This is a genomic window from Saccharothrix sp. S26, from assembly GCF_021390395.1.
Taxonomy (GTDB): domain Bacteria; phylum Actinomycetota; class Actinomycetes; order Mycobacteriales; family Pseudonocardiaceae; genus Actinosynnema.
On the sequence record NZ_JAJUWT010000013.1, the window covers coordinates 61,063 to 75,719 of the forward strand.

Here is a 14,657-nt window from a genome sequence, read left to right on the forward strand (position 1 = left end):
GCCGCGTCACGGCAGGATCGAGTCGACGTAGCCGCCGTCCACGCGCACCGCCGCGCCGGTCGTCGCCGACGCCTGCGGTGAGGCCAGGTAGACGACCAGGTTGCCGATCTCCTCCGGCTCGATCAGCCGACCGAGCAGGGACTGCGGCCGGTGCACGCGCATGAACTCCCGCTGGGCCTCCTCCCACCCCAGCGAGCGGTCCACCAGTTGGTAGACGAAGTCCTCCACGCCGCCGGTGTGCGTCGGCCCCGCGATCACGCAGTTCACCGTGACGCCGCTGCCCGCCGCCTCCTTGGCGAACCCCCGCGACACACCCAGCAGCGCCGTCTTCGACACGCCGTAGTGGATCATCTCCGCGGGGATCACCACGGCCGAGTCGCTGGCGATGTACTGCACCCGGCCCCACCCGCGCTCCCGCATGCCCGGCAGGTAGGCCCGGGTCAGCCGGACGGCCGCGAGCACGTTGACCTCGAAGTACCGCCGCCACTCGTCGTCGGTGATCTCCAACGCGGGCCGCGCGCCGAACACGCCGACGTTGTTCACCAGCACGTCGACCTCGGGCAGTGCCGCGACCAGCGACGCCGCGCCCTCCGCCGTCGACACGTCCGCCGCCACGCCGACCACGTCCGCACCCGGCACCACCGCGCGCAGCCGTGCCGCGGCCTCCTCGACCACGTCGGCCTTGCGCCCGTTCACCGCCGTCCGCGCGCCGGCCCGCGCCAGCGCCGCCGCGATCGCCTCGCCGATGCCCTGCGTCGAACCGGTGACCAACGCCGTCTTCCCGCTCAGATCCAGGTGCATGGCGACGATGATCGCGCACCGGGCGCGACCCCGCCGGTCACGAGTACAGCGACCCCAGGAACTCCACCAGCAGCCGTTCCCTCAACGCCGGACCGGCCGCCGCGAGCAGCGCGTTCACCGTCGCCATCCGGTCGGGCAGCACGCGGTCGCCGCCGCCCAGGCCCGCCGCCGCGAGCAGCCCGGCGAACTCCTCGGGCGTGAGCGAGCCGGGGTCCAGCGCGCCGAGGAACGCGACGATCTCCGGCTCGACCCGCACCGGCCCGGCCTCCGTCGCCGCCTCCACCGACGCGCGCAGGTCGGCCAGCAGCTCCTCCTCGTGCCCCGCGTTCGCCGCCGTCACGGTGAGGTGCAGGTTGGCGGGGGAGGAGCGGTGGGCGAACTGCGGCTGCACGTACCAGTTCCGCGCCTTCATCTCGTCGGCCACGGTGAACACGTCGAAGTCGTCGCGCGAGGCCGTGACCGCCAGCAACGTCGCCGCGGGTGTGCCCAGCACCCGCAACCCGTCGATCTCCTCGATGCCCTCGCGCAACACCCGCGTGCTCTCCAACGCCTGGAGCGCGAGCGTGCGGTAGCCCTCGTCACCGATGTGCCGCAGCACGGCCCACGCGGCAGCCAGCGGTCCACCTGATCGGGTGGACTGGGTGGTCGAGTTCAGCATCGTGTAACCAGGCCACGCGGCCGACGCGAAGTACTGGGTCCGGCGCAGGTCGGCCGACGCGTGCAGCAGCACGGACGTCCCCTTCGGGCAGTACGCGTACTTGTGCAGGTCCACCGAGATGCTGGTGACACCCGGCACGGAGAAGTCGAACGGCGGCACGTCCGCGGCGTGCGGCAGCACCCACCCGCCGATGCACGCGTCGACGTGGCAGCGCACCCCGCGCGCCAGCGCGGCGGCCGCGATCTCGGCGACCGGGTCGACCACCCCGTGGGCGTACGACGGCGCGCTGGCCACCACCAACACGGTGGAGTCGTCGATCGCGGCGGCCATCGCCCGCGGATCGGCCCGGAACGTCTCCGGGTCGACCGGCACCAGGACCGCCCGCACGCCGAAGTAGTGCGCGGCCTTGTGGAACGCCGCGTGCGCGGTCTCCGGCAGCACCATCGAGGGTCGCTCGACGTCCGGTCGCGAGTCCCGCGCGGCCACCACCGCGAGCAGGCACGACTCGGTGCCGCCCGAGGTCACCGAGCCGACCGTCGCGTCACCGCCGCCCAGCAACCGGGCCGCGGTCCGCACCACGTCGTTCTCCAGCCGCAGCAGGCTGGGGAACGCGGTCGGGTCGAGCCCGTTCACCGACGACGCCAGCGCGTGCGCGGAGGCGGCCAGCTCGTCCAGCCCCGGCAGCGCGCTGTCGTAGACGTAGGCCAACGTCCGCCCGCCGTGCGTGGGCAGGTCGCCGGCCCGCAGCGCGCGCAGCTCGGCCAAGACGTCGTCGGTCACGTGGTCTCCTCACGCAGCAGGGGCAGGGCCGCCAACGCCAGCACGGCCGGGATGACGGTGAAACCGAGCAGCGCGGCCGTCACCGCGCCGGAGGACTGCACAGCCGACCCGTCGGTGCTCGCGGCGTACCCGCCCGCGGCCAGGACCAGCCCGTACACGCCGGGGCCGAGCGCGAGCCCCAACGTCTCGCCCGCCGTCCACACCCCGGAGAACAGGCCGGCCCGGGTCGTGCCGGTCCGCCGTTCCTCCGCGGTGATCACGTCCGGCAGCATGGCCAGGGGGAACACCTGCATCCCCGCGTACCCGACGCCGATCACGGCCATCAGCGCGAGCACGGCCGCGACCGGCAGCACGCGTGAAGCGGTCAGCCCGGCCACCGCGACCGCGAACACCACCGACGCGGCGACCAGCCCGACCCGCTTGCCGTGCCGCCGCCCGACGCGCTGCCACAGCGGCATCACCAGCAGCGCGGGCCCGACGAACCCGGCGAACAACGCCGTCTGCAGGCCCGGTTCGCCCAGCACCAGCCGGGCGAAGTAGTCGACGCCCGCGAGCATGGTCCCCAGCCCCACGGCCTGCACCACGAACACGGCCAGCAGCAGCCGGAACGGCCGCGACCCGCGCACCACGGCCACCAGTTCGCGCACACCGGCCGCCGACGAGACCCGCCGGGACGCCGGCGCGCCGCGCGTGCCGACGAACGTCGCCACCGCGCCCACCACCATCAGCGCCGCGACCGCCACGCCCATGCCGGGGTAGCCGACCGCGTCCCGCACCGCGGCGCGCCCGCGCCGCTGACCAGGATGGCGAGCGCGAGGAACGCCATCCGCCACGCCATCAGCCGGGTGCGCTCGTCGTAGTCCTCGGTGATCTCGGCCGCCATCGCCACGTACGGCACCTGGAAGAACGCGTACGCCGTCGCGCACGCCAGGAACACCACCGCCACGTACACCGCCGCACCGACCCCGGTGAACGGCCCGGCGAACAGCAGCGCGAACAGCACCGCCGTCACGATGCCCCCGCGCAACAGGAACGGCCGCCGCACCCCGGCGCGGTCGCTGATGCGACCGGCCACGGGGTTGAACAGCACGTCCCACGCCTTCGGCACGAGCACCAGCAGCCCGGCCACCGCGGCGGGCACGGCCAGGCTGTCGGTCAGGTAGGGCAACAGCAGCAGTCCGGGCACGGTGCCGAACGCGCCGGTGACGAACGACCCGGTCGCGTACCCCGCCCGAGTCCCGCGAGTGATCTGCCGCATAGGCGGAAGAGTTTCGCATTCGACCCGCTGCCTGGGCGAGGGCCGATCCGCCGAGCCCGGATGCCGGGACGAAAGCGTTGCTTAGACGCAACGATAGTTTCAGTGATGACCAAAAGAGACCATCTCGGGACAAAGAGCCGGACACCCGCCTCGACGCACCGGCCCACAACGACAGACCGGTGCGTCGAGGAGCCGACGTCAGCCGGCCGGGACCGTGTCGACGTGACCCACGCCGGACGAGCGGTAGGCCGACACGCGGGACTGGACCTGGGCCGGGCTGAGCACCTGGTCCTTGGCGAAGTACACGTAGTCCACGTGCTGCTGGTAGGCGCGGTCACCGGGCGTCCCCACCAGGCCGCCGGAGATGAACCACAGGTTGAAGTTGATCGACATCGGCGTCTCCGGGTAGTACTTGTCGCCGTGGTCGGCCACCTGCGCGCCGTCCACGAAGTACTTCACCCGGCCGCCCGACACCTGGATCACCAGGTCGTGCCACCCCGCGTAGCTCCGCCGCTGCTCGGTGTGGACGTTGTCGGCGACCCACGGCTCGTTCTGGTAGGTCTCCCAGGTCGTCTCGTAGAGGATGTTCGCCGGCTCGCCCCACCCGCCGTTGGGCAGGTACTCGAAGTCCAGCTCGCCGTAGTTCGGGTCCATGGCGCTGTTCAGCGGCGTGATGGTGAAGAACGTCTGCACCACGTGGTCGCCGTCGGGTCCGTAGACCGGCGCGTCGGAGAACTTCACCCGCGCCGCGTACGTGCCCTCGAAGAACTTCCGCTGGTGGTACAGCTCCGTCTGCCGCGCCGACGAGCCGTTGGTGGACGATTCCAGCCGCAGCGACTTCTGGCCGTCCACGGTCGGGAACGTCACCTGCGCCGGGTCCCACACCGCCCCCGGCACGCCCGGACCACCGCCGCCGGAGCGGACGGTCCAGCCGCGCTGCGCGATGCGCGAGTCGGCCGAGCCGGTGTAGTCGAAGTCGTCGAACAGGGCCGGACCGTTGGGGTTCGGCGGGGTGGAGGAGGTGGTGGTCGTGGTGGGGCCGGTGCCGCCGGGCGGGGTGCCCCACAGCAGGGTGGCGCCTCGGTGCACGGTCACGCGGGACCAGGCGGAGTAGGTGCTCACCGCGCGGAACGAGTAGTCGTCGGACTGGGTGATCGGGCCCCAGTTGGACCGGTAGAACCGCAGTTGCAGGTCGCCGGTGTCGGCACCGGGCCCGAGCGAGCCCGCGCCCGCGGTGAACCCGACCTCCAGGTAGCGGTCGGCGGGCCCTCCGGTCAGCACGCCGAACGTGCCGGTGACGTTGCCGCAGCCGCGCACCGCCCAGGAGCAGGCGAAGCGGTAGCCGACGTCGGGTGTTTCGCTCTTGAAGTAGTAGCGGACCTTCAACTCGCTCAGCGGCACGGTGGTGCCGCCGGTGTTGACCAGCTTGAGCCACGGCTCGACCTGGTCGGCCGTGGCGCCGGAGGCGCTGGTGCGGTGCTGGGCGGTGACCGAGTCGGCGGCCAACGCCATCGGTGCGGCCACCAGGGCGGCGACGGACACCGCGGCGGCTCCGATCGCGGCGATCATGCGTGCGGACACTTCGGTTCTCTCCTCGAGTCAGCAGGGTGGGACAGGGGAGCGGGCGTCGTCCTCCTTCCGCGAGAGGGGAACGGAGAGCGCGCTCAGGCGGCCGGTGTGCGTGCGCATCCGTTCGGTGAAGTCGGTCCAGGACGGGTGTTGCGCCCAGAGGGTGTCGGCCAGGGCGGCGAGCCGGGGGTACGCGAGCCGTTCGAGGTGGTGCGCGGTCGGCACGTACTCGGTCCACAGCGCGCACTGGGCGCCGAGGACGCCGTCGGGCAGGGGCAGGTGGTAGACGTCGTGGGCGGTGACGACGAGTCCGGGCTGGCCCGGTGGTTCGGCCGGGTCGTCGGTCGGCGGGTAGTCGAGGTAGGTGGAGCGGTGCGGGGCCATCACGACGTCGTGCCCGAGGTCCAGCGCGGCTCGGGCGTCGGCCGCGTCGCGCCACGGCATCGTGACGGTTCGGGGGTCGCCGATCGGTTCCCAGGACACGGGGGTGCGCCCGCGTTCGGCCAGGTGGTCGGCCAGGGTGCGGAGGAACCAGCCGTGCAGCTCGTGGGGGCCGGCCAGCCCTTCGCGGCGGACGCGGCGCAGCGCGCTGGGGCTGGACTCCCATTCGGTGGTGGGGCATTCGTCGCCGCCGATGTGGACGTGGCGGCCGGGGAACACGTCGACGACCTCGTCCAGCACGTCGCGGCAGAACTCCAGGGTGTGGTCGTGCATGCCGAGCACGGCGTCGCTGATGCCCCACCGGGTCCACACGGGTTGTCGTCGTCGGGGGAAGTTGCCCAGGTGGGGGTAGGCGGCGAGGGCGGCGCGGGCGTGGCCGGGCAGGTCGATCTCGGGCATGACGCGCACGCCGCGTTCGTCCGCGTAGGACACGAGGTCGGTGAGTTCGGCGCGGGTGTAGGAGCCGCCGTGGGGGATGCCGTCGCCCGTGGTCTCGGCCCGCCACGCGCCGACGGAGGTGAGCCGGGGGTGGCGGGGCACGGGCATGCGCCAGCCCTGGTCGTCGGTGAGGTGCAGGTGCAGGACGTTGAGCTTGTGCACGGCCATGAGGTCGACGAAGCGGCGCACGACGGCGATCGGGTGGAAGTGGCGTGCGACGTCGAGCAGCACGCCGCGCCAGGGCAGCCGCGGTGCGTCGCGGACGTCCACGCCGGGCAGGGTCCAGTGCGTGCCGGGTGCCGGTCGCGGGCCGAGTGCGGTGGGTGTCACGAGTTGGCGGATGGTCTGCACGCCGTGGGCCAGGCCGTGCCGGGTCGCCGCGCGCAGGACGACGGCGTGTTCGTTCGCGGTGAGGGCGTAGCCCTCGTCGCCGAGTCCGACGAGCCGGTCGTCCAGGGCGAACACGACCCGGCCGTCGTGGTGGGTCGGCAGGGGCAGGCCGGTGGCCGGTCGCAGGAGGGTGCGCAGCAGCCGGGCCGCTGCTTCGGCTCCGGGGGTGGCCCGGATGGCGGTGTGGTGATCGAGCGTGAACCGGCCGTGGCGCCGGATCAGCCGGGTGGGTCGTGGCACGATCACGTGGTCTCCCGGGTCCTCAGCCTTTGACCGCGCCGCCGACGATCCCGGTGGTCACCCGGCCCTGGAGGGCGAGGAACACCAGCAGCACCGGCAGCATGAACAGGGTGGAGGCGGCCATGGTCGCGCCCCAGTCGGTGCCGAACGTGCTGCTGAACGAGGACAGCCAGACCGGGAGGGTGCGGTCGTCCTGGTCCTTGATGATCAGCACGTTGGCGAAGGCGAACTCGTTCCAGGCGGTGATGAAGCCGAACAGCGAGGTCGCCAGCAGGCCCGGTGCGAGCAGGGGGAACACCGCGCGGCGGAACGCCTGCGCGCGCGAGCAGCCGTCGACGAGCGCGGCTTCTTCGAGGTCGACGGGGATGGCGGCGAGGAACCCGCGCAGCGTCACGACGGTGAACGGCAGGGTGATCATGAAGTAGACGAGGGTGAGCATCCAGAGGGTGTCGAGCAGCCCGGTGTCGCGGGCGATGACGTAGATCGGGATGAGCAGCGCTTCCCACGGTGTCATCTGGGCGATGAACACCATGAGGATGAACCCGCGGCGTCCTTTCCAGCGCAGTCGGGCCACGGCGAACGCCGCCAGCAGTGCCACGGCGAGGGACAGCAGGACCGCGCCGCCCGCGACCAGCAGGCTGTTGCGCCAGAACGACCAGAAGCCGTGGGCGGACGTGGCGGTGGCGAAGTGCTCGAAGGTGGGTGACAGCGGCAGGAAGCTCGGCGTTCCGGCTTGGATGTCGCGGGTGGGTTTGAAGGCGGTCAGCACCATCCAGTACACCGGGAACACCGAGACCGCGAACACGACCAGGGCCGCGAGGCCGCGCAGCAGGCGGCCGGTCACGAGACCTCCTCCTGCCGGTAGAGCCGGCGGAAGTACGCGAGCAGCGCCAGGACGAGCAGCAGCACCATGAGCATGGACACGGCCGCGCCGAGGTCGTAGCGCTGCAACGACTGCGCGACCTGGAACGCGTAGACGGGCAGGGTGGTGGTGGCCTGGCCGGGTCCGCCCTGGGAGATCACCCAGATCTGCACGAACGCCTTGACGACCCAGATGACTTCGAGGCAGGTGACCAGGCCGAACATGGCCCGCAGCAGCGGGAACGTGATGGTGGTGAACACCCGCCAGGCGCCCGCGCCGTCCATGCGTGCGGCGTCGTACAGCTCGGCGGGGATCGTGACCATGGCCGCGTAGAGGGACAGGGCCGCGAACGGCACGGACTGCCAGACGATGAGCGCGACCAGGATGGCGAAGGTCGCGGGACCGTCGGCGAACCAGGTGTAGTCGCGGTAGCCCTCGAAGCCCAGCCGGACCAGCGCCCAGTTGACGACGCCGAGCCGGGACTGGAACAGCCACTGGAACACGGTGGTGGCCGCGATCACCGGGGTGGCCCAGACGAGCACCAGGCCGGACATGACCAGCAGCCGGGTCCACCGGCCGAGCCGGACGAGCAGCAGCGCGACGAGCGTGGACAGCAGCATGATCAGCACGACGTTGATCGCGGTGAACAGCAGCGTCCGCCGGACGACGGCCCAGAACTCGGCGTCGGTGAGCACGCGGGTGTAGTTGGCCAGGCCGACGAACCGGGCGTGGCCGCGGACCAGTTGGGGCAGGCCGAACTCCTGCGTGGAGATGATCACGTTGCGGGCCAACGGGTACAGCAGGAGGAAGGCGGTGGCCAGCAGGGTCGGCGCGATGAGCAGGTAGGGCAGCCAGGAGGTGCGGCGGCGTCGCGGCGGGGGAGGGGTCGACGGCGGGCGGTGCGGCACCGCCCGCGTCGGCGTGGTCGTCATCTCACGCGCCCGAGTTGAGCGCCTGGGTGATCACCTGGTCCGCCGTTGCCGCGGCGGTGGCCGGGTCGGTGCCGGTGAGCACGGCGGTGAGGAACTCCTTGATGGGGTTGCGCGCTTCGACGGCCGCCCAGTTGGGCGAGTTGGGGGTGGCGCGCCCGTTGACCGCGCCCGCGGCCATCGCGGCCGCGCCGGGGTCGTCGCCGACGGCACTCGCGAGGGACGTCCGGTTCGGCACGTAGTTCATCGCCTTGGCCAGTTCGACCTGCCACTTGTCCCCGGCCAGCGCCTTGACCACCTCGTAGGCGCCGTCCTGGCGGGTGGAGGCGAGGGGGATGATGAGGTCGGAGCCGCCGGTGAACACCGCGCCGGGCGTGGCGGCGGTCTTGCCGGGGATGGGGAAGAAGCCGAGCTCGTCGGCCAGCTCGGGGTTGGCCTTGGCGACGAGCTTCGCGGCGCCGGGCACGGCGATGAACTGCGCGACCCGGCCGCCCGCGACCACGTCGGTCTGCTGCGGCTTGGCCTCGTCGGAGTCCTTCGGCCCGTCGCCCAGCGCCTGCAACCTCCGGTAGAAGTCCGCGCCCGCCAACGCCTGCGGTGTGTTCAGCGAGCCGGTCCACTTCCCGTCGTCCTGCCGCGCGAGGTCGCCGCCCTCGTCCCAGATGAACCCGGACAGCACGTACCAGTTCTGGCCGGGCAGGTAGATGCCCTGGGTGTCGCCCTGGTCGAGCTTCGCGGTCGCGGCCAGCCACTCGTCGCGCGTCTTCGGCGGCGTGACGCCGGCCGCCTCGAAGAGGTCTTTGCGGTAGATGACGACCCGGTTGGCCGCGTAGAACGGGATGCCGAACTGCTTGCCGCCCACCGCGCCGGGTTCGGCCAGGCCGGGGATCCAGTCCTGCCCGCCCAGCTCGGCGACCTTGGCGGACAGGTCGGTGACGCCGTCGCTGGCGGCGTACTGGGCGACCTGGGTGTTGCCGACCTCGATGACGTCGGGAGGGTCGGTGCTGGCCAGCGCGCTGGTGACCTTCTGGGTGATGCCGTTCCACTCCTGCACCTGGATCTTCAGGTCCAGCCCGGGGTGGTCGCGCTCGAACTCGGTCTCGAAGCGGCTGACGAAGTCGTCGGTGGCGGTGTCCTTCATCAGCCAGACCGTGACGTCCTGCTCGCCGCCGGAGGCGCCCGGCTCGGCGCCGCAGGCGGACAGGACCAGTAACGACGCGAGGACGAAGGTGGCGGGGCGGTTCGGCACGTCTCACCTCTCAGCTGACCAATTGGTAAACCCAGGTGGAGCCTGTCCGAAGATGGCATAGACCAATGTGGTCGTCAACACCCAGTTCACAGCCGTGAGAGCGCTCTCGATCTTGGAGCAGCGGCACCTGACCACTGGTCTGCCATACTGGTCCGCGACCGGCGGACGAAGCGAGGCGGCATGGCCGAACCGATCCTCAAACGCGAACGGGTGCGCGACTACCTGCTCGAACTCATCGAGACCCACCCGCCCGGCGCCCCCATCCCGGCCGAGCGGGTGCTGTGCCGCCAGCTCTCGGTGTCACGGCCCACGCTGCGCTCGGCCGTGGACGAACTGGTCAACACCGGTCTGCTGGTCCGCCAGCACGGCCGGGGCACGTTCGTCGCGCCCGCCAAGATCACCCAGGAGCTGGTGTCGGCCGACCGGGCGATGACCCTGCCGCAGGCGGGCGGGGCGTGGACCAGTCGGGTGCTGGAGCACGCCCGCATCCCGGCCGGCGCGCGCGTCGGCCGCAGGCTGCGCGTGTCCCCGGCGGCCGAGATCACCTACATCGCCCGGCTCCGGCTGGTCGACGGCGCGCCGATGGCGATCGAGCACCTGCACGTGCCGGTGGCCGTGGCGCCCGGCCTCACGGTCGAGGACATGGAGTCCGGCAACTTCTACGACCGGCTCGCCGACCACGGCGTGCACGTCAGCGACGCGGTGCAGTCCATCGAGCCCACGGTCACCAACGACGCCGAGTCGCAGCTGCTCGGCGTGCCGGTGTTCGCGCCCGCGCTGCTGTTCGAGCGCCTGACCAACGACAGCACCGGCCGTCCGGTGGAGTACGTGCACTCGCTGTACCGGGGCGACCGCTACCGGATCGTCTCCCGGCTGTCCCTCGCGCCCTCGGCCCCCGCGCCCGGCGCGCGGACCGGCCACCACCCCGGCATCCCGCCCGGCGACCTGTCCTCCGGCCCGGTCCGCTCGGCCACCACCGGTGACGTCCAGGACGGGCCGTAGCCGCCGTCGTTCCCGCTGCGGGCGGTCGCGGGTGCTGCCAGGATGGGCCCGCCCGCACGACCTCGAGGAGGACACGGTGACCTCTCGGCTCAACCCGTACATCAGCTTCGCCGGCAACGCCCGCGAGGCGATGGAGTTCTACGAATCGGTCTTCGGCGGCACCCTGCGGCTCAACACCTTCGGCGAGTACGGTGCGGCGGACGCGCCCGAGGCCGACAAGATCATGCACAGCCAGTTGGAGACCGACAGCGGTTACACGCTGATGGGCGCCGACACCCCGCCCGGCATGCCGCACAACCCCGGCGACAACATCACCATCAGCCTCAGCGGCGACGACGCCGACGAGCTGCGCGGCTACTTCGCCAAGCTCTCCGACGGCGGCAACGTGACCGTGCCGCTGGAGAAGCAGATGTGGGGCGACGAGTTCGGCGCCTGCCAGGACCGGTTCGGCGTGCAGTGGATGGTCAACATCAGCGGCACGTGAGCACGCCCGCCGCTCCGCCTCGTACCATCGGCACGTGACGGGTGGAGGGTGGCGGTGAACGGGCTGGGCGAGCTGGAACGGGCCGCGATGGACGTCCTGTGGGACCGCGGCGAGCCGGTCGCGGTGCGCGACGTCGTGCGCGCGCTGGCCGACCGCGACCTGGCCTACACGACCGTGATGACGGTGCTGAACCGGTTGGCGAAGAAGGGATTCGTCCGCCGCGAGGCGGGTGAGGGCCGCGCCTGGTACTACGCGCCGGTGGCCAGCCGCGAGCAGTACGTGGCCCGGCTGATGCTGGACGCGCTGTCGTTGACCGGCGACCGGGAGACCGCGCTGGCCCACTTCGCGCAGTCGATGACCGCGCCCGAGGCGGAAGCGCTGAGCCAGGCGTTGGACGAGCGGTGAACGCCGCGCTGCACCTGGCGGCGACGCTGGTGCTGTGCGTGGCGGCGGCCGGTCCGCTCGCCCGCGCCCGGTGGGTGTGGCGCGCCCCGCGCACGGGGATCCTGCTGTGGCAGATGCTCGGCCTGTCGTGGGCGCTGTCCGCGGTGGGGTTGCTGCTCGCCCTGGGCCTCGCCTCCTACGACGCCCCCGTGCCGGTGGCGTTGGCGCGGTGGGCCGACGACGCGGTGCGCGGCGAGGTGACGCCGGCGGCCGTGCTGGTCGTGCTCGGCCTGCTGTCCGCGTTGGACCTGGCGATCGGTCTGCTGTGGACGTGGTGCTCGGTGCTGCGGGTGCGGCGGCGGCACCGCGACGTGCTGGCGCTGGTCGCCCGCCGCGACGACGCCGCGCCCGGCGCGTTCGTGCTGGACCACCCGCAGGTGGTCGCCTACTGCGTGCCCGGAGCGCGCTCGGCCGTCGTGCTCAGCTCCGGGGCGCTGACCGCGTTGACCCGCGACCAGGTCGACGCCGTGCTGGGGCACGAGCACGCGCACGGCCGCGAGCGGCACGACCTGGTGCTGCTGCCGTTCAGCGCGTTGTGCGCGGTGCTGCCGAAGGTCCGGTTGGCGCGCTCGGTCGCGCGGGCCGTGGCGCTGCTGGTGGAGATGCGGGCCGACGAGAGCGCGAGCCTGCGCCACGGCGCGCAGCCGCTCGCCGCGGCGCTGCGCCGGTTCGGCTCGACGCGGCCGCCGGAGGGCGCGCTCGGGGCGGCCGACGTGGCGGTCGAGGCCCGGCTGGACCGCCTGGCCGGCCTGCCGCCGCTGCCCGCCGCCCTGCGCTGGTCCGCCTTGGTCAGCGGCCTGGTGCTGGTCTCGACCCCGGTGAGCTTCCTGATCTGGTGACACCCTCCCCAAGGGCTACTACAACGTGTAGTGCTACGTTGCGTAGTAGTCACTCGGAGGGGTTTGTTCGATGATCCAAGTCCTGGCGACCGCGTTGACGGTCGTCGCGGTGGCCGCCGCGGTCTGGGCGCTGGTGCTCGCCGTGCTCGACCACCCGATCACCCTGCGCACCAGGCCGACCCTCGGGCTGGCCGCCGTCGTCGTGCTGCTCGAAGCCGGTCTGCTGGTGCAGGCCGTGGTCGGGGTGGTGTCGCTGCTCGGCTCGGACCGCGTGCTCGACCGCGCCACGTTCGTCGGCTACCTGCTCGGCGTGGCGGTCGTGCTGCCGCTGGGCGCGGTGTGGTCGGTGGCCGAACGGTCCCGGTGGGGCGCGGGCGTGCTGACCGTGACCTGCCTGAGCGTGCCGGTGATGATCCTGCGGCTCGACCAGCTGTGGGCCGGCCATGGGTGACCGCCTCGCCGCGCCCGCGCTGCTGTCGGACTGGCTGTTCACCAGCGCGTTCGGCGTCTACATGCTCGCCGCCCTGCTGTGCTCGGCCGAGTACGCCCTGACCCGGCACGCCGCCGCGCCGCCCGCGTTCGCGGTGCGGCTCGGGCGCAGTGGCGTCGCGCTGACCGTCCTGGGCGGACTGCTGCACCTGGGCTCGGTGGTCCTGCGCGGTGTCGCGACCGGCCGCGTGCCGTGGGGCAACATGTACGAGTACCTGTCCGCGGTCGGCCTCGTCGCCGTCGTCGCGTGGCTGTACCTGCTGTCCCGGTACGACCTGCGGCGCATGTCGGTGTTCGTGCTGCTGCCGATCGCCTCGCTGCTGTTCCTGGGCGGCAACCGGCTCTACGCCGAGGCCGCGCCGCTCGTGCCGTCGCTGCGCTCGTACTGGATCATCGTGCACGTCGCCGCGGCGATCATGGCCAGCGGGGTGTTCCTGCTGTCCGGTGTGGTCAGTGCGCTGCACCTGGCGGGCTCCGGCGAGTTCTCCCGCAAGGGCGGGGGCGCGCCGAGCCGTCGCCTGCCGCCCCTCGACGACCTCGACAAGATCGCCTACCGCACCGGCGCGGTCGGGTTCCTCACGCTGACGTTCGCGATCATCACCGGCGCGGTGTGGGCCGAGCAGGCGTGGGGCCGGTTCTGGGGCTGGGACCCCAAGGAGACCGTCGCGTTCGTCTCCTGGGTCTGCTACGCCGCCTACCTGCACGCCCGCGCCACGGCGGGCTGGCGCGGCCGCCGCTCGGCGTGGCTCAACGTCCTCGGCATGGTCGTGGTGCTGTTCAACCTGTTCTTCGTCAACCTGGTCGCGGTCGGCCTGCACTCCTACGCGGGGGTCGACTGAGCGGGCGCGCGGAACGCCGAGCGGTAGGCGTGGGGGTTGGTGCCGACCACCCGCTTGAACCGGTCCCGGAACGCGGTGGGCGAGCCGAAGCCGACCCGCGCCGCGATCCGGTCCACCGGGTGGTCGGTGGCCTCCAGCAGGTGCTGCGCGCGGCGGATGCGCGCGCGGTGCAGCCACTGCAACGGCGTCGTGCCGGTCTGCTCGCGGAACCGGCGGTTGAGCGTGCGGGTGCTCATGCCCGCCCGGGCGGCGATGTCCTCCAGGCCCAGGTCGTGCTCGCAGTTGTCCTCCAGCCACCGCAGCACGGGTTCGAGCACCGAGCCGCGCGGCACGGGCGGCTGCTCGTGCACGATGAACTGCGCCTGGCCGCCCTCGCGCTCCAGCGGCATCACCGACAGGCGGGCGGCGTCGGCGGCCACCGCCGAGCCGTGGTCGCGGCGGATCAGGTGCAGGCACAGGTCCAGCCCGGCGGCGGCGCCGGCCGACGTGAGCAGGTTGCCGTTGTCGACGTAGAGCACGTCCGGGTCCACCTCGACCTCCGGGTGCCGGGCGGCCAGCGCGGCGGCGGCCGCCCAGTGCGTCGTCGCACGCAGCCCGTCCAGCAACCCGGTCGCCGCCAGGACGAACGCGCCGGAGCAGATCGACGCCAGCCGCGCGCCGCGGGCGGCCGCCGTCCGCAGGGCGTCGAGCGCCTCGTCCGGGACCGGCGCGGTGACGTCGGCGCACCCCGGCAGGATCACCGTGTCCGCCGCCACCACGGCGTCCAACCCGTGCGGCGGCCGCAGGGTGAACGCGCCCGCGTCGACGGTCGACGTGACGCCGCAGACCAGCACCCGGTAGGCGGGCCCGCCGTCGGGCAGCCGCGTGCGGGTGAACACCTCGATCGGCGTGGACAGGTCGAACGGGACGACCCGGTCGAGGGCGAGGACGGCCACCGTGCGCATG

14 protein-coding genes and 1 pseudogene are annotated in these 14,657 nt (G+C 72.7%); 6 read left to right on the top strand and 9 right to left on the bottom strand.

Annotated features, from left to right (window positions below; genetic code table 11):
- Positions 1-6 precede the first annotated feature (6 nt).
- The 8 genes and pseudogenes from LZG04_RS21795 to LZG04_RS21830 all read right to left on the bottom strand — a co-directional run bounded on the left by LZG04_RS21795 (position 7) and on the right by LZG04_RS21830 (position 9,615).
- Positions 7-801 carry an SDR family NAD(P)-dependent oxidoreductase gene (locus LZG04_RS21795; protein ID WP_233819647.1) on the bottom strand — a complete coding sequence of 265 codons (795 nt, stop codon included), beginning with the start codon at positions 799-801 and terminating at the stop codon, positions 7-9.
- 37 nt (positions 802-838) lie between these two features.
- Entirely contained in the window at positions 839-2,239 is a 1,401-nt protein-coding gene (locus LZG04_RS21800) for an aminotransferase class V-fold PLP-dependent enzyme (RefSeq protein ID WP_233819648.1), read from the bottom strand.
- Positions 2,236-3,497 (bottom strand): annotated as a pseudogene (locus LZG04_RS21805) (MFS transporter). Before LZG04_RS21805 ends, LZG04_RS21800 begins: the two are co-directional and overlap by 4 nt.
- Before the next feature lie 198 nt (positions 3,498-3,695).
- A complete protein-coding gene (locus LZG04_RS21810; protein ID WP_233819649.1) occupies positions 3,696-5,078 on the bottom strand; it encodes a cellulose binding domain-containing protein in 1,383 nt (460 codons plus the stop codon).
- An 18-nt stretch (positions 5,079-5,096) separates the two neighbouring features.
- Positions 5,097-6,581 carry a beta-N-acetylhexosaminidase gene (locus tag LZG04_RS21815; protein WP_233819650.1) on the bottom strand — a complete coding sequence of 495 codons (1,485 nt, stop codon included), beginning with the start codon at positions 6,579-6,581 and terminating at the stop codon, positions 5,097-5,099.
- A 16-nt stretch (positions 6,582-6,597) separates the two neighbouring features.
- Complete coding sequence (locus LZG04_RS21820) at positions 6,598-7,419, bottom strand: carbohydrate ABC transporter permease (protein ID WP_233819651.1); 822 nt, start codon at positions 7,417-7,419, stop codon at positions 6,598-6,600.
- Positions 7,416-8,369 (bottom strand): carbohydrate ABC transporter permease, encoded by a 954-nt coding sequence (locus LZG04_RS21825; protein WP_233819652.1) that lies wholly within the window; start codon positions 8,367-8,369, stop codon positions 7,416-7,418. The genes LZG04_RS21820 and LZG04_RS21825 overlap by 4 nt, the downstream gene beginning before the upstream one ends.
- Before the next feature lies 1 nt (position 8,370).
- Positions 8,371-9,615 (bottom strand): extracellular solute-binding protein, encoded by a 1,245-nt coding sequence (locus LZG04_RS21830; RefSeq protein WP_233819653.1) that lies wholly within the window; start codon positions 9,613-9,615, stop codon positions 8,371-8,373.
- Positions 9,616-9,795: 180 nt separating this feature from the next.
- On the opposite strand from LZG04_RS21830, the gene LZG04_RS21835 reads away from it, so the two are divergent.
- From LZG04_RS21835 to ccsB, 6 genes are all read left to right on the top strand, one after another.
- Positions 9,796-10,617: a GntR family transcriptional regulator gene (locus LZG04_RS21835; protein WP_233819654.1), complete on the top strand. Its 822-nt coding sequence runs from the start codon at positions 9,796-9,798 to the stop codon at positions 10,615-10,617.
- Positions 10,618-10,693: 76 nt separating this feature from the next.
- The gene (locus LZG04_RS21840) at positions 10,694-11,101 is read left to right on the top strand and encodes a VOC family protein (protein WP_233819655.1); all 408 of its coding nucleotides are present in this window, start codon (positions 10,694-10,696) and stop codon (positions 11,099-11,101) included.
- An 87-nt stretch (positions 11,102-11,188) separates the two neighbouring features.
- The gene (locus LZG04_RS21845) at positions 11,189-11,506 is read left to right on the top strand and encodes a BlaI/MecI/CopY family transcriptional regulator (RefSeq protein ID WP_231648311.1); all 318 of its coding nucleotides are present in this window, start codon (positions 11,189-11,191) and stop codon (positions 11,504-11,506) included.
- Entirely contained in the window at positions 11,503-12,384 is an 882-nt protein-coding gene (locus LZG04_RS21850) for a M56 family metallopeptidase (protein ID WP_233819656.1), read from the top strand. Before LZG04_RS21845 ends, LZG04_RS21850 begins: the two co-directional genes overlap by 4 nt.
- 70 nt (positions 12,385-12,454) lie before the next feature.
- Entirely contained in the window at positions 12,455-12,835 is a 381-nt protein-coding gene (locus LZG04_RS21855; protein ID WP_233819658.1) for a hypothetical protein, read from the top strand.
- Positions 12,828-13,712 carry a c-type cytochrome biogenesis protein CcsB gene (ccsB, locus tag LZG04_RS21860; protein WP_233819659.1) on the top strand — a complete coding sequence of 295 codons (885 nt, stop codon included), beginning with the start codon at positions 12,828-12,830 and terminating at the stop codon, positions 13,710-13,712. The genes LZG04_RS21855 and ccsB overlap by 8 nt, the downstream gene beginning before the upstream one ends.
- Here the strand turns inward: ccsB and LZG04_RS21865 are convergent.
- Positions 13,694-14,656 (bottom strand): GlxA family transcriptional regulator, encoded by a 963-nt coding sequence (locus LZG04_RS21865; protein WP_233819660.1) that lies wholly within the window; start codon positions 14,654-14,656, stop codon positions 13,694-13,696. The genes ccsB and LZG04_RS21865 overlap by 19 nt on opposite strands.
- Between the last annotated feature and the right edge of the window lies 1 nt (position 14,657).

Bases quoted from the DNA above. Each gene is read 5' to 3' on its own strand.
- LZG04_RS21855 (WP_233819658.1), top strand. From the start codon at position 12,455: ATGATCCAAGTCCTGGCGACCGCGTTGACGGTCGTCGCGGTGGCCGCC.
- LZG04_RS21835 (WP_233819654.1), top strand. From the start codon at position 9,796: ATGGCCGAACCGATCCTCAAACGCGAACGGGTGCGCGACTACCTGCTC.
- LZG04_RS21825 (WP_233819652.1), bottom strand. From the start codon at position 8,369: ATGACGACCACGCCGACGCGGGCGGTGCCGCACCGCCCGCCGTCGACC.
- LZG04_RS21845 (WP_231648311.1), top strand. From the start codon at position 11,189: ATGGACGTCCTGTGGGACCGCGGCGAGCCGGTCGCGGTGCGCGACGTC.
- LZG04_RS21865 (WP_233819660.1), bottom strand. From the start codon at position 14,656: ATGCGCACGGTGGCCGTCCTCGCCCTCGACCGGGTCGTCCCGTTCGAC.
- ccsB (WP_233819659.1), top strand. From the start codon at position 12,828: ATGGGTGACCGCCTCGCCGCGCCCGCGCTGCTGTCGGACTGGCTGTTC.
- LZG04_RS21795 (WP_233819647.1), bottom strand. From the start codon at position 801: ATGCACCTGGATCTGAGCGGGAAGACGGCGTTGGTCACCGGTTCGACG.